The organism is Bradyrhizobium sp. HKCCYLS20291 (genome assembly GCF_051167715.1).
In the GTDB taxonomy this organism is placed as follows: Bacteria; Pseudomonadota; Alphaproteobacteria; order Rhizobiales; family Xanthobacteraceae; genus Bradyrhizobium.
Map to the genome: position 1 here is coordinate 1 of NZ_JBNPTO010000005.1, position 18,040 is coordinate 18,040.

Below are 18,040 nucleotides of genomic sequence, written 5' to 3' on the forward strand. Positions count from 1 at the left end.
ACGGTCCCGAGAACGCTGGCAGCCTGCACACCGATCGGGACACACAGCCCGGGGAAAAACAACACAGTTGCTCACCCCAGCCCTCTCCCCGTAAGAACGGGGCGAGGGGGCGCACCGCCGATTCCGCAACATCTCGGCCGTTAACCCAGGCACGGTCGCGCGCCAGCCGCTACCTTCCGGGCGGCTGGATATAGACCTTCCAAACGATTGCAGGGCCCGCCTGGCCGTGGAAGAAGCGCTGGGTGGTCATCACCAGCGGCTCGGCTTTCGGGGCCTCCTTGGCCATCCAGGCCTCGCAGGCGGCGATCCGGTTGTCGGTGGTGTCGCAGACGCCGATGAAGCCGTCGCGCTTGAGGTCATCGAGGGTGCTCAGGCCGGAACCCCAGGTCTCGTCCGCCAGAAAGGGCACCGTGAACGACCGCGGATGATCCGGGCTGTAGAAGGTCATCGGCGCGTTCATCTCGGAGTAGCCGGCGACATGCGGCCAGGGCGAGCCGAACCGGGCGTGCCAGGCCTTGGTCAGCTCCCGCGCCAGTTCCGATCGCCCGCCATAGCCGGTGGCGCCGTTCGGATTGGCGGCCATTTCGCGCCGCGCGATCCACGGTGACGCTGCGAGCGTGAGCAGCGAGAGCACCAGCCAGACGGCGGCCAGCCGCGGCAGCATCACCGATCGCAGCCGCAGCGCCGGGATTGCGACCAGCGCCAGTGGCACCAGGAAGAACAGCGAGATGCCCCAATCGGTCTTCATGTAGATCGTGAAAGCGAGACCGCCGAGCGGCGGCCCGACGGCAACGATCGCCTGCACCAGCCAGACGTTGAGGGCCTGGCCCACATTGACGCCGGGATTGGGGCCACGCCGCCAGTTCGCGAACGCTAATCGCGGCGGCCAGGCCAGGACCATGGCGGCCAGCACCACCGGCACGGCGAGCAGCGCCAGATTGTGGCCGACATAGCCGAGCACGAGCTCGGCGGCCCGGCCACGGTCGGACAGCGAATAGACGTCGCCGGCATAGGTCAGCGGCACGAAATCGACCTGCCACAGCCAGACCAGATGCGGGATCATCGCGGCCAGCAGCGTGGCGATCGCGACCCAGGGCGCGGGCGACGCCAGGAAGCCCAGCCGGTCCGGGTGCAGCAGCGCCGCCAGACCGATCGCGCCGATCATGGTCAGCACCCAATATTTGGTCATCAGCGCCGCGGCACCGGCGAGGCCGAGCCAAACGCCCGACGCGACGCTGCGCTTCTCGAAGGCATGAAGATAGGCCAGCATCAGCAGCGGCAGCGTCAGGATCTGAACCAGATCGGCGTTGTACTTGAAGCCCTTGAAATTGAAGATCGGGTACAGCGCGACCATCACCACGACGAAGAACGCCCGGCGCCGGTCGACCACCTTCAGGCTGGCGAACCAGATCGCGACGAGGCCGCTGCCGTTGACCGCCATGGCCAGCGCATAGGTCGCCCAATCCTTGACCGGAAACACGGTGAACCACAGCCCGGCGATCCAGCCCGACAGCGGAGGGTGCTTGCCGTAGCCGAGCAGAAACCGGCTGCCCCAGGCATAGGCCTCGGCGACGTCCATGTGGACATCCTGGGCCGCCTTCAGATTGGTCAGGATCGCGGTCCACAGCACCGCATGGGCGAGGACGAAGGCGATCACGACCCAGGGCGCGGCCGCCGGCGCGGTCGCGCGCGCAACCAGCCATGCAGCGATTCTCTGCAATCCGAGGCGGCTGCGCGAGCGGGCCGGAGCGTGCGGAAGGGTGGTACTCGACATGGGCCTTCGGTAGCCTGTTTTCGGGCCACGGGGAATCAGCTTGGCGTGAAGAAAGGCCCTGGAAATTCAGCAATATGGTTGCTGGTCGGGGGCTCCAGGTGCTATCTGCGCGACCCATGACGACCGCCCCCATTACCAACATCCGCAACTTCTCCATCGTCGCCCATATCGACCATGGAAAGTCCACACTCGCCGACCGCCTGATCCAGATGACCGGCGGCCTGTCGGACCGCGAGATGGCGGGCAAGGAGCAGGTGCTCGATTCGATGGACATCGAGCGCGAGCGCGGCATCACCATCAAGGCGCAGACCGTGCGCCTGCAATACCGCGCCAAGGACGGCAAGGATTACATCTTCAACCTGATGGACACGCCCGGCCACGTCGACTTCGCCTACGAGGTCTCCCGGTCGCTGGCCGCCTGCGAGGGCTCGCTGCTGGTGGTCGACGCCAGCCAGGGCGTCGAGGCGCAGACGCTCGCCAATGTCTACCAGGCGCTCGACAACAACCACGAGATCGTTCCGGTCCTCAACAAGATCGATCTGCCGGCCGCCGAGCCGGAGAAGATCAAGCAGCAGATCGAGGACGTCATCGGCATCGATGCGTCAGACGCGGTGATGATCTCGGCCAAGACCGGCTTGGGCATTCCAGACGTGCTGGAGGCGATCGTCACCCGGTTGCCGCCGCCGAAGGGCGACCGCGACGCGACCCTGAAGGCGCTGCTGGTCGACAGCTGGTACGACGTCTATCTCGGCGTCGTCGTGCTGATCCGCGTCGTCGACGGCGTCATGAAGAAGGGCCAGCGGGTCCGGATGATGGGCACGGGCGCGGCGTACGATGTCGAGCGCGTCGGCTTTTTCACCCCGAAGATGACCCAGGTCGACGAACTCGGCCCCGGTGAGATCGGTTTCATCACCGCCGCGATCAAGGAAGTTGCCGACACCCGCGTCGGCGACACCATCACCGACGACCGCAAGCCGGTGTCCGAGATGCTGCCGGGCTTCAAGCCGGCCATCCCCGTGGTGTTCTGCGGCCTGTTCCCGGTCGACGCCGACGATTTCGAGACGCTGCGCGCCGCGATGGGCAAGCTCCGGCTCAACGACGCCAGCTTCTCGTTCGAGATGGAAACCTCGGCCGCGCTCGGCTTCGGCTTCCGCTGCGGCTTCCTCGGCCTGCTGCACCTGGAGATCATCCAGGAGCGGCTGAGCCGCGAGTTCGATCTCAACCTGATCGCGACGGCGCCATCCGTCATCTACAAGATGAAGCTGACCGACGGGGAGGAGATCGAGATCCACAATCCCGTCGACATGCCGGACGTGGTCAAGATCGCCGAGATCCAGGAGCCGTGGATCGAGGCCACCATCCTGACGCCGGACGAATATCTCGGCAGCGTGCTGAAGCTGTGCCAGGACCGCCGCGGCAATCAGAAGGAGCTCACCTATGTGGGCGCCCGCGCGATGGTCAAATACGACCTGCCGCTCAACGAGGTGGTGTTCGACTTCTACGACCGGCTGAAATCGGTCTCCAAGGGCTATGCCTCGTTCGACTATCATCTGACCGACTACAAGCCGGCCGACCTCGTCAAGATGCAGATCCTCGTCAACAACGAGCCGGTCGATGCGCTGTCGATGCTGGTGCACCGGACCCGCGCGGAGGGGCGCGGCCGCGCGATGGTCGAGAAGATGAAGGACCTGATCCCGCCGCACATGTTCCAGATCCCGATCCAGGCGGCGATCGGCGGCAAGGTGATCGCGCGCGAGACCGTGCGCGCGCTGCGCAAGGACGTCACCGCGAAGTGCTACGGCGGCGACATCACGCGCAAGCGCAAGCTTCTGGAGAAGCAGAAGGAAGGCAAGAAGAAGATGCGGCAGTTCGGCAAGGTCGACATCCCGCAGGAAGCCTTCATCGCCGCGCTCAAGGTGGATAGCTGAGGACGGATCTCGGTCCGAGCGCGGCCACCGGCGCACTCATTAGACACGGCCTGCGAGTTTCGACGCGCGAGCCTGTTCAAGCTCGGGGAAGGCCGCATAACCTTCCATCTTGTAGCACGCGAGCGGCGTGCCGTCGTCGCCAGTGAGGTTGATGCCGCGGCTGGTCTGGACGCCAGCCCGCAGCGTCTCGGTTCCGTCCGCTGCCGTCTGGATGACGATCAAAGCAGTTCTCCGAACGTACATGTCCAGCGCAGAGTCGATCTTGGCCCGCGCGCAATAGATGGTGACCGCGGCCGTCGTGGGCTTCAGCCAATTCTGCCACTCGCGCAGCTTGATGACCTTTGGTCCGGCCAGTTCGGCATTGAGGAGCGCCACCTTGCGCCCGGAAGCCAAGGCCGCGTTCTTCTCCAGCAACTCGGCAATGAGCTGACGGCGGCGTTGCAGATGGGCTGGAGCGAGTGTCTTCTCCCGCGCTTCCAGACGTGCGACGTCGTCGTCGAGCGGATCGGTGGTTGGAGCCGCATTCGCGCCGGCGGCCTGTTCCGACGGACTGCTGCCCTGCCCGGCGCAGCCCGACAACATCGACCCGAGCAACATCGCGACGACCACGATCGGCCAAGGCTTCCGAATTGGCGGACGCCACACCAGCACAGCCTGCCCCCAACCCGTAGAAATCCGGAACTCCCCGCCGACAGCAGTAACGTTCGATCTGTGCGGGCGTCAACGCATTGATACAGCCTCGGCACTCATTCAACCGGCCTGCACCGGGCGCGAGGCGCTCTGCCGCCGCGAGTGGCTTGCGTCGCACGAGGCTACGCCCGTGCGTTCCATCGACAAATCTGAACTACCGTAGAATCACGGTATCCGTTCCTTAACGGTATTCTGGGACCTTGCTGCAAAGCAAGGAATGCCCCCCGAATGTCCCGTCTCCGGTCGATCTCAGCCCGCCTCATCATCGCGCTCTCGCTCACCGTCGCCATCGCCTGTGCCGTGCTCGGCACCTTCTCCGTCATCCAGCAGCGTGCGCTGACGCGGCTCGCGCTGGAGCAGCAGCTCAAGCTGCAGTTCGACAGCGTGTCGGCCGGCATCGATTACGAGGGCCGCGCAGCGCTGGCGGTGAGCTCGACGCTGGCTGCGCTGCCGCCGATCGCGGACGCTTATCTGAAGGGCGACCGCGATGCGCTGGGCGCGCTGCTCGGCGGCGCCATGCCCTTGCTGAAGGCACAGGGCATCCCGCTGGTGAACGTGTGGGCGCCGCCCGCCACCAACTTCTACCGCGTGCATGAACCCAAGGTGTTCGGCGACGACACGTCCAAGCGCCGCATCACGGTCGTGCAGGCCAACCAGACCGGAAAGCAGATCGCCGGCGTCGAGCAGAGCCGGCTGTCGCTCGGCATTTTCGGCATGACCCCGATCATGCGCGACGGCAAGGTGATCGCGACCGTGGATGTCGGCGCCGCCTTCGGCAAGGAGTTCGTCGAGCGCGCCAAGCAGCGCTTCGGCATCGATCTCGCGGTGTACTGGATCAACGACGGCCAGCCGAAGCGGCTGTCCGCGACCTTCGGCGACGATGTCGTCGCCACGCCCGACGAGGTGCTCGCGGTGTTCAAGGGCGCGCCGCTGCAGCGTGATGCGACGCTGTCCGGCCGGCCGGCAGCGCTCTATGTCGGCCAGATCCGCAACTATGCCGGCGATCCTGTCGCGGTGCTCGAGCTGATCAAGGACACCACTGCCTATGAGGCGGCCGCCGCCAGCGCGCAGCAGCAGCTGATCGCCGGCACGCTGGTGATCCTGCTGCTCGCCGTCATCGTCGCGCTGTTCGTGGCGCGCGGCATCTCGCGTCCGCTGATTGCGATCACCGCCGTCATGCACCGGCTGTCGAGCGGCGACACCGAGGTCGTGATTCCCGGCGGCCAGCGCAAGGACGAGCTCGGCACCATGGCGCAGGCGGTCGACGTCTTCCGCCGTAACATGATCGAGACGAACAGCCTGCGTGAGGCCCAGGAGACGACGCAGCAGCAGGTCGAGCGCGACAAGCAGGCGCTGCAGCGGCAGATGGCCGACCGCTTCGAAGCGGACGTCAAGGGCGTCGTCTCCGCCGTCGCCACGGCCACCGCCGACATGGAGCGCGTGGTCCAGGAGATCACTGTCAGCGTCAACGGCACCTCGCAGCGGACGGCAGCCGCCGCGGCCGCGTCGGAAGAAGCCTCGAGCGGCGTCTCGACCGTCGCAGCCGCCTCGGAGGAGCTCGCCACCTCGGTGACGGAGATCGGCCGTCAGGTCGCGCATTCCAGCAAGGTGGCCGACGGTGCCGTCGTCAAGGCGCGGCAGACCACCGAGATGGTGAGCAGCCTCGCCGCGGCCGCCGAGAAGATCGGCGACGTGCTGCGCCTGATCGACGCCATCGCCAGCCAGACCAACCTGCTCGCGCTCAACGCCACGATCGAGGCCGCGCGCGCCGGCGACGCCGGCCGCGGCTTTGCCGTGGTGGCCGCCGAGGTCAAGGAGCTGGCCGGCCAGACCGCGAAGGCGACCGAGGAGATCGCCGGCCAGGTCAGCTCGATCCAGGCCGCGACTTCCGCTTGCGTGACCGCGATCGGCGGCATCAGCGCCACGATCCAGGAGATCAGCGGCGTTGCCGCGACCATCGCGGCCGCGGTCGAGCAGCAGGATTCGGCGACCCGCGAGATCGCGCGCAGCGTCCAGCAGGCGGCCTCGGGCACCAACGACGTGTCGCGGAACGTGGTCGGCGCCAGCGACGCCGCCGAACAGTCCCGCCAGCTCGCCGACCACGTCATGGTCGCCACCCGCGATCTCGGCAAGCGCGCGGGCGAACTGTTCAGGAGCGTCGACACGTTCCTCGCCGGCCTGCGCCAGGCGGCGTAGTCATGGGTGCCAACACAGCCCCCCAAAAAAAATGCTGTCGTCCCGGCCTCGAGCCGGGACCCATAGCCACCGAAGCTGGAGTGGAGTGAGCTGGAGCCACAGCGGCACATCACCGCAGGCTGCACGGAGTATCGGTCCGGGCGTTCGCCGGGACGACACTGGGGTGAGAGCCGGGCTCTCACGTTCAGCCGCCCGTGGTCAGCGCAAAGCCCTCGTCCAGCCAGCCGGTGATGCCGCCGATCATCATCTTCACCGGCAGCCCCAGCCGGGCGAAGCGGATGGCGGCGCGGCTGGCGCCGTTGCAGTGCGGGCCGGCGCAGTAGACCACGAACAACTTGTCGCTCGGATACGCGGCCATGCGCTCTGCCGTCATGGTCCGGTGCGGGATGTTGATGGCACCGGCGACGTGCCCCTTGGCAAACGAGGCCGGTCCGCGGACGTCGACGAGAATGAAATCGGGGTCGACGGTCTTCAGGCTCTCGTGAACGTCCCAGCAGTCGGTCTCGAATGCCAGCATGGCCTCGAAATGGGCGAGCGCCTGGGCCGACGACGCTGCGGGCACTTCGGTAACATGGGTGGTCATCGTCTCTCTCCTGCTGTGTTGCGCGAGGTGGCCTAGTCTCGCGCGCAAGGCTCCGCGTCCCAAGTGACGGATCGGACAAAGTCCGGTAAGTTTCCGCCAATGTCATCAGCCGCAACCAGCCATCGATCCGATCCAGGCCTCGTTGCCGTCATCACCTATGACGGGCTGTGCACGTTCGAATTCGGCATCGCCGTCGAAGTGTTCGGCCTGCCGCGGCCGGAGTTCGACTTTCCGTGGTATCAGTTCAAGGTCATCTCGGCCGAGGGCCAGCGCTCGCGCGCGATCGGCGGCATCGTCGTCGAGGCCGGGGCACCGCTCGCCCGCTTGAAAGAGGCCAGGACGATCGTCGTGCCGGGCTGGCGCGATCGCAACGAGCGTCCGCCGGACAGGCTGCTGCGCGCGATCTCGCAAGCCTCCGCGCGAGGAGCGCGCTGCCTCTCGATCTGCTCCGGCGTATTCGTGCTGGCCGCGGCGGGGTTGCTCGATGGCAAGCGCGCGACCACGCATTGGCGGCACATGCCCGACCTGAAGCGGCAGTATCCGGACATCCGCGTCGAGGAGGACACGCTCTATGTCGACGAGGGCAACGTCATCACCTCCGCGGGCAGCGCCGCCGGGATCGACGCCTGCCTGCACCTCGTCCGGCGCGACTTCGGCAGCAAAGTTGCCAACTCGGTTGCGCGCCGCCTGGTGATGCCGCCGCATCGCGACGGCGGCCAGGCGCAATACGTTGTCGCACCGGTTCAAGTGCGCCCGGGTGCGACGATCGGCGAGGTCATGGACTGGGCGCGTGCGCGGCTGTCACGTCCGATCGCGATCAGCGCCATGGCCAGGAGGGCCCGGATGAGCGAGCGAACCTTCCTGCGCCGCTTCCACGAAAGCACGGGAGCGCGTCCCGCCGCCTGGCTGCAGCAGGAACGCATGTCCCGCGCACGCGAATTGTTGGAGAGCGGGACGATGTCGCTCGCGGACATCTCGGCGCAGTGCGGCTACCAGTCGCTCGAAACCTTCCGCACCGCCTTCCGCCGCAATGTCGGCACCTCGCCCGCGGCGTATCGCGCACGATTTAAGACACGGGCGTGAAGCGCATGGATCGATAGCCGCCGGCCGATGCTCGCGTTTATCCGCGAGCAGGAGCTCAACGCGAGGCACGCCCAGTGAGGGGTCAGCGTAGCCAGCATCATCATCCTGCGTTAATCTACCTCCAACTGACATTCGGAGGCGGGCATGCTCACGGCGGCTCATCGCACCAGACGGGCGCGACCTTCCGCGCTGCCACCCGCGCCATCCGCCGTCGCTGCCGTCTTCGCAACCTATCCGCAGCCGCTGCGCCGGCGACTCGAGGCGCTGCGGCGATTGATCCTGGACACGGCGAGGACGACGACCGGGGTCGGTGCGCTGGAAGAGACCCTCAAATGGGGGCAGCCGAGCTATCTGACCACCGAGAGCGGTAGCGGCAGCACCATCCGGATCGACCGGATCAAGTCAGAGCCCGACCGTTACGCACTCTATGTCCACTGCAAGACCGATCTCGTCGCGACCTTTCGCGAACTCTACCCCGAGCTGACCTATGGCGGCAGGCGCAGCATCGTGCTCGACGCTTCCACGGATCCACCGGAGCAGGCGCTGCGGCACTGCATCGCCTTGGCTCTGACTTATCACCGCGCCGCGCGCAAGGCACCGCGATGACTGATCGCCGCGCCTGTCAGGCCACCCGTGCATCGCGCTCGGCCGCGTCTGCGCCGCATTGCGCCCGCAGCAGCCCCACGATCTCGGCGTTGGGCCGCGGGCGGCTGAACAGATAGCCCTGCGCCTCGTGGCAGCCTTCGGCGCGCAGGCAGCTCAGCTCGGCCTCGGTCTCGACGCCCTCGGCGGTGATGGTGACGCCGAGTCCCTTGCCGAGGCTGACGATCGAGCGGACGATCGCCTGGGCCTCGCGATTGGCGGCGAGATCGCGGATGAAGGACTGATCGACCTTGATCTTGTCGAACGGGAAGCTGCGCAGATAGCTCAGGCTCGAATAGCCGGTGCCGAAATCATCCATCGAGATGCGCACGCCGAGCGCGCGCAGCGCATGCAGCGTCGCCAGCACCTGGCCGCTCTTTTCCAGCACCAGGGTCTCGGTGATCTCGAGTTCGAGCCGGCTCGCCGGCAGGCCCGACTGTTTCAGCACATCCATCACCATCGACAGCACGTTGCCGGCGCGGAACTGCAGCGGCGACATGTTCACGGCGACGCGAACGTCGTCAGGCCAGTTCGCGGCATCGCTGCAGGCCCGGAGCAACATCGTGCGTCCCAGCGCCGAGATCAGCCCGGTCTCCTCCGCAATCGGAATGAACTCGGACGGCGGGATCATGCCGCGCTCCGGATGCGGCCAGCGCACCAGCGCCTCGAAGCCGGTGATGCGCCCGGTCGCGAGATCGATCAGCGGCTGATAGTGAGGCTGCAGCGCGTCGTGCTGGATGGCGTCGCGCAACTCGCTCTCGAGCCTGCGCCGGCGCTGTGCCCGCGCGTCCATGCCGGCTTCGAAATAGCTGAAGGTGCCGCGCGTCTCGGTCTTGGCGCGCGACAGCGCCATGGCAGCGTTCTTCAACAGCTTCTCGGCATCGTCACCATCGTTCGGCGCCATCGCGATGCCGATCGTCGCCCCAATCGTCACGGCGCTGCCGTCGATGAGATAGGGATCGGCGATCGCCTGCAGCAGGCGGCCGCAGAGCTGGGCGGCATCCTCCGGCCGCGCCAACCCGCCCTGCACGATCGCAAACTCATCCGAGTTGAGGCGCGCGACGATGTCATCCTGGCGCAGCATCGACCGCAGCCGCTTGCCGACGCCGCGCAGCAGCCGGTCGCCGACGGCATGGCCCAGCGTGTCGTTGACCGACTTGAAGTTGTCGAGACCGAGCACCAGCACGGCGATCTTCTCGGAGCCGCGCCGCATCTGCAGCAGCTTGTCATCGATCTGCTGGCGCAGCAGGTTGCGGCTCGGCAGGCCGGTCAGCGCGTCGTGCTGGGCCAGGAAGGCGAGCCGCGCCTCGGCGCGCTTGCGCTCGGTGATGTCCATCAGCGCCAGCAGCACGGCCGGCTGATCGTTATGCACGAGATGACGCGAATAGATGGCGAGATCGATCAAAGCGCCGTCGGCGCGAACATGCTTCCAGGTGCGCGCCGCCCGCTCTTCATCTGATAGTTCGCCGGCCCAGGGTGGCTCGCTCTCATAGGCTTGAAGATTGCGGATGCTGAGACGCTCGAACGCCGCGCGGCCGTAGCCATAATGCCGAGCGGCGGCTTCGTTGACGCTCAGCACACGGCCATCGTCCCGGGCGCAGACGATCATCGGCACCGGATTGCCGTCGAACAGCAGCCGAAATGATTCTTCGCGCTGCTTCAATTCGGTGATGTCGACGCGCAGGCCGATGACGCCGCCATCACGGGTCAATCGCTCCTCGATCAGGATCGTCCGGCCGTCGGCCAGCCGCTGCTCGTGACGTCCGCTGGGTTGGAACAGCTTCTGCAGCCGCTGGGCGATCCACTCGTCCTCGCGCCCGGCCGCTTCGGGATAGTCGCCGCGCGCCACGCCGACCCGGATCGTATCCTGCAGCCGCGCTCCCGGCGCGAACAGATCCGAGCTGCGATTGTAGATCTCGGAATATTTCTTGTTCCAGAGAATGTAGCGGCCGTCGGAATCGAGGAACACGATCCCCTCGGGAAGGATGTCGATCGCCTCCATCAGGCGGTCATGCGCCTTGTTCGCCTCGGCAATCGCCGCGTCCGCTGTGGCGCGTGGATCCGCCACGTCGCGCGCCTTGGCCGTCAGCCGCCCAAGCTTCGGGATTGGCTTGGCCGCCAGTCGGGAACCACAGGCGCGGGGCGCGCGGGCCGGCTTCTTGGGCTTGGTTGGCCGAACGGGCCGCATCGCATGCCTCTCTGTTCTTCGTGAGAGGCAGTGTTCCGCCAAGTATCTAAGGAATGGTATCTTGGTGCAGGCCACCAACGGCGAGAGGCGGCACGAAATGAGCAACTGGCTCGCTTATTCCCGCGAGCCCGCTCCTGCGAAGCTCAGTCGATACAACCTGGAATAGGTAAAAACGGCGAGCCGCCCAGCAAAAAATACTCGCATACCGGGTATGGGCCATCAAGATGCTGTTCAACTGTCGAACGAAATCAGGCAATTGAACCTTGTTGGGCCGGTTCCGCCAAACCGACAGCAGGGTTACGGGCCGGTTAAGATCGCCATGAATCCGCGCGCCCTTCCCTGCCCGCCTACAACCGCTACACTGCAACGCATGCAAGCTCGCCTGATTCTGCTCGCAGCCGCCGTCGGAATGGCCGCCCTGGCCGGGGCCGCGCCGCTTTGGGCACAGGACAAGGGCAGCGTGGAGCCGAAGGCGCTGCCGCCGCTGGCCCATCCGGACGCGCCGGGCACACCGGCCAAGGAGCTGTTCGCCCGCCGGCTGCTGCCCTCGGCGCAGCCGACCAAGGTCCTTGGCACCTACAATCGCGGCTGCATCGCCGGCGCCGAGCGGATGCCGATCAATGGCGACGACTGGCAGGTGATGCGGCTGTCGCGCAACCGCAATTTCGGTCACCCGCTGATGATCGCGCTGCTCAAGCGGCTGGCGGTCCGGGCGCACAAGGATGCGGGCTGGCCCGGCATCCTGGTCGGCGACATCGGCCAGCCCCGCGGCGGCCCGGCGTTGAGCGGCCATGCCAGCCACCAGATCGGGCTCGACGCCGACATCTGGCTGACGCCGATGCCCGAGCACCGGCTATCGAGGAACGAGCGCGAGGAGATGTCTGCGGTCATGATGGTGCGGCCGGACCGCCTCGACGTCGATCCGCGCGTGTTCACGCCAGGACATCTGGCCGTGATTCGTGCGGCGGCGAAGGAGCCGGCGGTGCAGCGCATCTTCGTCAACGCCGCGATCAAGAAGGCGCTGTGCCGCGACGCCCGGGGGGACCGTAGCTGGTTGACCAAGGTGCGGCCGTGGTGGGGGCACGACTACCACTTCCACATCCGCATGGTGTGCCCGGCCGGCAATCCGGACTGCCACGGCCAGACCGACCAGGACGGCGGCGACGGCTGCGGTGATCTCGACTACTGGTTCTCCGACGCGGTACTGCATCCGCCACCGCCGAAGGAGCCGCCGAAGCCGCCGCAGCCGATCACCATGGCGCAGCTGCCGCCGAGCTGCCGTGCCGTGCTGCATGCGCCGGATGCCAGGAATTGAGTCGCAAGGCACATACTCAAGGCACGTATTTGAGACTCGCGGCAGCGTCCGCTGATCGGCTAAGCTGACGACATCGCGCCGTAAGCGTGATCATCACACATCGGGACGACGGTCCCACGTCCTCATCGATCCGCTGCGTCCAACGCGAACCGCGGCGCATCTGCGTACGAGACCGTCATCATGCCAACCCATTCGCTGGGCGCCAGCGCCCTCCTCCTCACCCTGTGCGCGACCACGGCCACGCTCGCGGCCGAGCCCAGCGGCTGCGACAAGTTCAAATGGGACATCGCGCGTGAGCGCGCAGCGTTGACCGCGACCAACACTCCAAAGCTCGATTCGGGCGCTGACATCGCAGCGCTGCCTGCGTCGAGCCTGTCGCTGAGCTTGCGTCCGGCCGCCGACGCCAAGCTGCCGACCCCGCCGGAACGCGCGCCGAAGGACGGCACCTTCGCCGGCTTTGCGCGGATCACAACGGCCCCCAAAGTGGGCATCTACACCGTGAGCCTGTCAGCCGCGGCCTGGATCGACGTCGTACAGGACGGCAAGATCCTCAAGCCGATCGCGTTCAGCGGCGCCACCGACTGCGACGGCATCCGCAAGACCGTGAAATACGAGCTCGGCGCACAGCCCGTCCTGCTGCAGATCAGCGGCGCGCCGGAAGCCGTGATCTCGGTCGCCATCCTGCCGGCGGAGTGAGCTTGGCCACCAGCGGACACCCCTGTCATGAACCGTGCGCTGTTGTCGGAGATGCGCTATACTTATTCGATGATCAAGGCGCTCGAACACGCAATATCGGAGCTTGCGCGGCTGCCGGAGGCAGATCAGGAGCAGATCAGCCGAGAGCTGGTCGCGCATGTCCAGAAACTTCAGGCGCTTCGCGACGCGCTCGACCTGGGCGTGAAGTCCCTCGACGCAGGGAACGGTCAGACGTTAGACATCGAAGAGTTGATCCAGCGGAAAAACGCAGGACATGTCCGCGGGTGAGCGCAGCGCGCTTTGGTCGCCAGACGCTGTCGGCGACCTCGAACGCCTTTGGGATTACCTAGCGGCTGCGGCCGGGCCAGCGACCGCCGACCGGGTCCTGCGCGATGTTCAGAGCGTTGTACTGACCCTGGCCGAGTTCCCGCACGCGGGGCGGTCTCGCGACGAACTGCGACCAGGTCTTCGTTCGATTCCGGTCGGCGCTCAGGTCGTGTTCTACCGCGTCGTGAACGACAGACCGCAGATCGTCAGGATCATAGACGGAAGACAAGACATTGCTGCGGTCTTCACGGACGAGAAGCCGTCGAATTAGCTCGATCCGAGGAAACCGCCCTCACACCCCCACCACCGACGACCACACATCGGCGAGCTTGCGCTTGACTTGCTCCTTGCGCGTCAGCACCTGCACATCCTCTTCGTCCTCGGGCAGGCGCAGGCCGACGACGTTGACGCGGCCGCCGGAGATCGAGCGCGCGACCAGCACGATGGTGTCGAGCGCGACCGTGGCGCCTTCCTTCGGCGCGTTGTCGAGATGGATGTCGAAGTAATCGGCCAGCGTCAGCTTGTCCTCGCCTTCGCCGAGCTTGACGCCATAGATGCCAGCGACCTCGTCGAGCGTGTGCTCGGCCGAAACCATGAAGTCGCCGAGCAGATGCGGATCGGGCGCCGCCGACGGCGGCATGTCGACGAAAAAACGATCGAGCGACTCGGCCTTCTCCGGCGGCGCCAGCAGATAGAGATAGTCGCCGGGCGCGATCGGATCGGCCTCGACGGGCGACAGGATCTGCTGGTTGCGGATCACCAGGGTCGGCTTCGACCAGGACGGGATCAGCCCGCGGCGGAAATACAGGCTCTTGGAGCGGATCGCGTATCCGACGAGCTGCTGCTCCAGCTGTCCCGGCAGATCGAGCTCGATGCGGCGCGGGCCGCGGTCGGTGCGCGGCAATGCGACGTGCAGCTTGCGCGCGGCGACGCCGAGCGTCCAGCCCTGCGCCAGCAGCGAGATGATCACGACCACGAAGGCGACGTCGAAATACAGATACGCCTTTGACAGGCCGACCAGCATTGGGATCGACGCGAGGAAGATCGCGACCGCGCCGCGCAGGCCGGTCCAGGCGATGAACGCCTTCTCCCGCCAGTTGAAACGGAACGGATAGAGACACAGAAACACCGCGGCCGGCCGCGCCACCAGCATCAGCATCAGGGCCACGGCAATCGCCGGCAGCAGGCTGTCGAGCAGCCGATGCGGTGACACCAGGAGTCCGAGCAGCACGAACATCACGATTTGTGCGAGCCAGGTCGCCGCGTCGAGGAAGGTGACGACCGAGTTATGTGCGCGCGTCGGTCGGTTGCCGACGATGAGGCCGGCGAGATAGACAGCGAGGAACCCGGAGCCATGCGCGATCTGCGCCATGCCGAAAATGACCAGCGCGGCCGTGGTGACAAACGGCGCATGCAGGCCTTGCGGCAGTGCCACCTTGTTGAGGCCGATGACGACCAGCCGGCCGCCGACGATGCCGAACAGCGTGCCGAGCACGGCCTCGCTGACCAGCTCGAACACGAAATGCCCGAACGAACCGTGCCCGACCGAGATCAGCTCGACCAGCATCAGGGTGAGGAAGACGGCGAACGGATCGTTGCTGCCGGATTCCGCCTCGAGGGTCGCGCCGACGCGGGGGCGCAGGCGCAATCCTTGCGCATGCACCAGCAGGAACACCGCCGCGGCGTCGGTCGAGGCGATGACCGCTCCGACCAGCATGGCCTCGGTCCAGCCGAGATCGAGCGCATATTTCGCAACCGGCGCGGTGAGGAACGCCGTCAACAGCACGCCGACAGTCGCCAGCACTGTCGATGGCGCCAGCACGGTGCGGATGCTCTGGAATCGTGTGCGCAGCCCGCCGTCGAACAGGATCAGCGCCAAGGCGACCGATCCGACCAGATAAGTCGTACGGACGTCCTGGAATTCGATATGACCCGGACCGGAATCACCTGCCAGCATGCCAATCACCAGGAACACCAGCAGCAGCGGTGCACCGAAACGGAGCGCCAGCAGGCTGGACAGGATCCCGGCCATGACCAGGACCGCCCCGAGGAGGATGGCAATGCTGACGGCGTCGAGTGATGTCATGAAAAAACGTTGATGAATCCGACTTTTACATCCTTATCGTCGCCACACTTGCACGCCAACCGGATTTGCTCATATCGCGGCGATTTGCCCATTTTTCCATCCTCGACCGCGTTCGGGGTATATTTCAGGGCAATCGCTTGTAACGAAAACGAACTAAATCCCGCCGACCGGGCCTGCCCGCGCCCCTGTTCCTCTCCGAGACCCCGCTGATGGACCTCGACCTCAAAGACGTTCTCGAATTCCTGCAGACCGTTGCCCGCTCGATCGGCGCCGAGGTCACCTCGCCCTGGTTCTATCTTCAGCTCGGCCTCGTGCTGAGCGGCGCCGGCATCGCGTTCGCGGCGAGCGCAGCGGTGCGCGCGCGCATCGACCTGACGTCGCTGGCGATGGGCTGGCCCGGACCGCTGCGGCAGCTGCTGCGGGTGCTGCTGGAGAGCGTCACCACCGTCGTGTTCGTAATCCTGATGCGGATCGCGCGCACCGGCATGCTGCTGTGGACGTGGCCGAGCCGCAGCTACCTGCTCGCCGTCGCGCTCAAACTGGCGCTGGCCTGGATCGTCATCCGCCTGATCACCTCGGTGATCCGAAGCCACTTCATCGTCCAGACCGTGTCGATCGCGGCTTGGCTGGTCGCGGCGCTCAGCATCATCGGCCAGCTCGACAACGTCGTCGATGCGCTGGACTCGGTCTCGGTCGTGCTCGGCGGCCTGCGGCTGACGCCGCTCCTGGTGATCAAGCTTGGCGTGCTGCTGCTCGGCGTGCTCTGGCTGACCAACGTCGCCAGCAATTTCGTCGAGAGCCGGATCACGCGCTCGACCGACCTGACGCCCTCGATCCAGGTGCTGCTGATCAAGATGGTCCGCATGGGCCTGATGATCCTCGGCATCGCCATCGCGATCAGCGCTGTCGGCATCAACCTGTCGGCGCTGGCGATCTTCTCCGGCGCCGCCGGCGTCGGTATCGGTCTAGGCCTGCAGCGCATCGTCGCCAATTTCGTCGCCGGCATCATCCTGCTCGCCGACAAATCGGTGAAGCCGGGCGATCTCGTGACCATCGGCGACAGCTCGGGGCGCATCAGCGCGATGAACACGCGCTACATCTCGGTCGCCGCCGGCGACGGCCGCGAGTTCCTGATCCCGAACGAGGATCTGGTGACGCAGAAGGTCACCAACTGGACCTATACCGACAAGAACACGCTGGTGAAGGTCAATTTCGGCACCAATTACGACGCCAACCCGCGCGTCGTCTGCAAGCTCGCCACCGACATCGCCGCCGAGATGCCGCGTACGCTGAAATCCAAGGCGCCGAACTGCCTGCTGACCGAGTTCACCGAGGCCGGCATGAAGTTCTCGCTGACAACGTGGATCGCCGACCCCAGCTATATGGACAGCGTCAAGAGCGAGGTGATGCTGGCGTTGTGGGAGGCGTTCAAGCGCGAAGGCATCCGGGTGCCTTATCCGGTGCGAGAGCTTCGCGTTCGCGGCGGCGCACTGCCGGTGGAAACCACCGTCGAGGTCCCGACCGGCTAGGCTCCCGGCCAATCCGGCCGTGCAGACCCGGCTTGCACCGGCCGGCACGATCATTAAATTAGGCGATCACCCCACGACATGTTCGAGAACGAAACAGGCCCATGAGCTATATCGAAGCCACCGACACCGCTGCGCGCAAGAATGGCCAGATCAAGCTGCATGGCGCGAGCGGCTTTGCCGGCATGCGCAAGGCCGGCGCGCTGGTGTCGAAGTGCCTGGACGCGCTCACCGACATCGTCAAGCCGGGCGTCCCGACCTCGCGGATCGACGATCTCGTGCGCGAATTCGCCTTCAGCCATGGCGCCTATCCCGCGACGCTGATGTACCGCGGCTACCGCTACTCGACCTGCACCTCGATCAACCACGTCGTCTGCCACGGCATGCCGAACGACCGGCCGATGAAAGAGGGCGACATCATCAATATCGACGTCACCTTCATCGTCGACGGCTGGTACGGCGATTCGAGCCGGATGTATGCGATCGGCCCGATCTCGCGCAAGGCGGAGCGGCTGATCGAGGTCACCTACGAATCGATGATGCGCGGCATCGCCGCTGTCAGGCCCGGCGCCACCACCGGCGACATCGGCCACGCGATCCAGAGCTTCGTCGAGCCGCAGGGCATGAGCGTGGTGCGCGACTTCTGCGGCCATGGCCTCGGCCGGCTGTTCCATGACGAGCCGAACATCATCCATGTCGGCCGGCCCGGCGAGGGCGTGCTGCTCAAGCCCGGCATGTTCTTCACCATCGAGCCGATGATCAATCTCGGCAAGCCGCATGTGAAGATCCTGTCCGACGGCTGGACCGCCGTGACGCGCGACCGCTCGCTGTCGGCGCAGTTCGAGCATTCGGTCGGCGTCACCAATGACGGCGTCGAGATCTTCACGCTGTCCGAGCGCCATGGCGAGAAGCCGCTGACGCAGGTGTGAGCGGCCGCCAGCCGGTTTAGCCGCGGCGCGTCCGATTGTTGCCATCCGGGATTGCTCGACTGCCGCTCCATCGCAAG

The 18,040-nt window shown here is 66.2% G+C and carries 15 protein-coding genes; 10 read left to right on the plus strand and 5 right to left on the minus strand.

All coding sequences use genetic code 11. The features are described from left to right. Positions 1 to 169 precede the first annotated feature (169 nt). Complete coding sequence (locus ACQR07_RS12970) at positions 170 to 1,774, minus strand: glycosyltransferase family 39 protein (protein WP_434902680.1); 1,605 nt, start codon at positions 1,772 to 1,774, stop codon at positions 170 to 172. A 116-nt stretch (positions 1,775 to 1,890) separates the two neighbouring features. Here ACQR07_RS12970 and lepA point away from each other — a divergent pair, with 116 nt between their 5' ends. After that, entirely contained in the window at positions 1,891 to 3,702 is a 1,812-nt protein-coding gene (gene lepA, locus ACQR07_RS12975; protein ID WP_434902681.1) for a translation elongation factor 4, read from the plus strand. Between the two features lie 39 nt (positions 3,703 to 3,741). Here the strand turns inward: lepA and ACQR07_RS12980 are convergent, their stop codons facing one another. Further along, complete coding sequence (locus ACQR07_RS12980; RefSeq protein ID WP_434902682.1) at positions 3,742 to 4,311, minus strand: hypothetical protein; 570 nt, start codon at positions 4,309 to 4,311, stop codon at positions 3,742 to 3,744. 309 nt (positions 4,312 to 4,620) lie between these two features. Here ACQR07_RS12980 and ACQR07_RS12985 point away from each other — a divergent pair, with 309 nt between their 5' ends. Next, positions 4,621 to 6,588 (plus strand): methyl-accepting chemotaxis protein, encoded by a 1,968-nt coding sequence (locus ACQR07_RS12985; RefSeq protein WP_434902683.1) that lies wholly within the window; start codon positions 4,621 to 4,623, stop codon positions 6,586 to 6,588. A gap of 184 nt (positions 6,589 to 6,772) precedes the next feature. Here the strand turns inward: ACQR07_RS12985 and ACQR07_RS12990 are convergent, their stop codons facing one another. Then, positions 6,773 to 7,171 carry a rhodanese-like domain-containing protein gene (locus ACQR07_RS12990; RefSeq protein ID WP_434902684.1) on the minus strand — a complete coding sequence of 133 codons (399 nt, stop codon included), beginning with the start codon at positions 7,169 to 7,171 and terminating at the stop codon, positions 6,773 to 6,775. 99 nt (positions 7,172 to 7,270) lie between these two features. Between ACQR07_RS12990 and ftrA the strand changes: the two genes are divergently transcribed. Both ftrA and ACQR07_RS13000 read left to right on the plus strand, forming a co-directional pair. Continuing rightward, positions 7,271 to 8,254: a transcriptional regulator FtrA gene (gene ftrA, locus ACQR07_RS12995; RefSeq protein ID WP_434902685.1), complete on the plus strand. Its 984-nt coding sequence runs from the start codon at positions 7,271 to 7,273 to the stop codon at positions 8,252 to 8,254. Positions 8,255 to 8,398: 144 nt separating this feature from the next. Further along, on the plus strand, positions 8,399 to 8,860 hold the full coding sequence (locus tag ACQR07_RS13000; RefSeq protein WP_434902686.1) for a DUF1801 domain-containing protein: 462 nt from the start codon (positions 8,399 to 8,401) through the stop codon (positions 8,858 to 8,860). 16 nt (positions 8,861 to 8,876) lie between these two features. On the opposite strand, the gene ACQR07_RS13005 is transcribed toward ACQR07_RS13000, so the two are convergent. After that, positions 8,877 to 11,084 (minus strand): putative bifunctional diguanylate cyclase/phosphodiesterase, encoded by a 2,208-nt coding sequence (locus ACQR07_RS13005; protein WP_434903064.1) that lies wholly within the window; start codon positions 11,082 to 11,084, stop codon positions 8,877 to 8,879. A gap of 370 nt (positions 11,085 to 11,454) precedes the next feature. Between ACQR07_RS13005 and mepA the strand changes: the two genes are divergently transcribed. The 4 genes from mepA to ACQR07_RS13025 all read left to right on the plus strand — a co-directional run bounded on the left by mepA (position 11,455) and on the right by ACQR07_RS13025 (position 13,693). Beyond that, on the plus strand, positions 11,455 to 12,399 hold the full coding sequence (gene mepA / locus ACQR07_RS13010; RefSeq protein ID WP_434902687.1) for a penicillin-insensitive murein endopeptidase: 945 nt from the start codon (positions 11,455 to 11,457) through the stop codon (positions 12,397 to 12,399). Between the two features lie 180 nt (positions 12,400 to 12,579). Continuing rightward, positions 12,580 to 13,095, plus strand: a complete 516-nt coding sequence (locus tag ACQR07_RS13015) for a hypothetical protein (RefSeq protein ID WP_434902688.1) — start codon at positions 12,580 to 12,582, stop codon at positions 13,093 to 13,095. Between the two features lie 27 nt (positions 13,096 to 13,122). Further along, on the plus strand, positions 13,123 to 13,383 hold the full coding sequence (locus ACQR07_RS13020) for a hypothetical protein (RefSeq protein WP_434902689.1): 261 nt from the start codon (positions 13,123 to 13,125) through the stop codon (positions 13,381 to 13,383). Beyond that, positions 13,370 to 13,693 (plus strand): type II toxin-antitoxin system RelE/ParE family toxin, encoded by a 324-nt coding sequence (locus ACQR07_RS13025; RefSeq protein ID WP_434902690.1) that lies wholly within the window; start codon positions 13,370 to 13,372, stop codon positions 13,691 to 13,693. The genes ACQR07_RS13020 and ACQR07_RS13025 overlap by 14 nt, the downstream gene beginning before the upstream one ends. A gap of 21 nt (positions 13,694 to 13,714) precedes the next feature. Here ACQR07_RS13025 and ACQR07_RS13030 read toward each other — a convergent pair whose 3' ends face one another. Further along, on the minus strand, positions 13,715 to 15,508 hold the full coding sequence (locus ACQR07_RS13030) for a potassium/proton antiporter (RefSeq protein WP_434902691.1): 1,794 nt from the start codon (positions 15,506 to 15,508) through the stop codon (positions 13,715 to 13,717). 209 nt (positions 15,509 to 15,717) lie between these two features. Here ACQR07_RS13030 and ACQR07_RS13035 point away from each other — a divergent pair, with 209 nt between their 5' ends. Both ACQR07_RS13035 and map read left to right on the plus strand, forming a co-directional pair. Beyond that, positions 15,718 to 17,037, plus strand: coding sequence for a mechanosensitive ion channel family protein (locus tag ACQR07_RS13035; protein ID WP_434902692.1), 1,320 nt, complete (start codon positions 15,718 to 15,720; stop codon positions 17,035 to 17,037). Positions 17,038 to 17,138: 101 nt separating this feature from the next. Beyond that, the gene (map, locus tag ACQR07_RS13040; RefSeq protein WP_434902693.1) at positions 17,139 to 17,963 is read left to right on the plus strand and encodes a type I methionyl aminopeptidase; all 825 of its coding nucleotides are present in this window, start codon (positions 17,139 to 17,141) and stop codon (positions 17,961 to 17,963) included. Positions 17,964 to 18,040 lie beyond the last annotated feature (77 nt).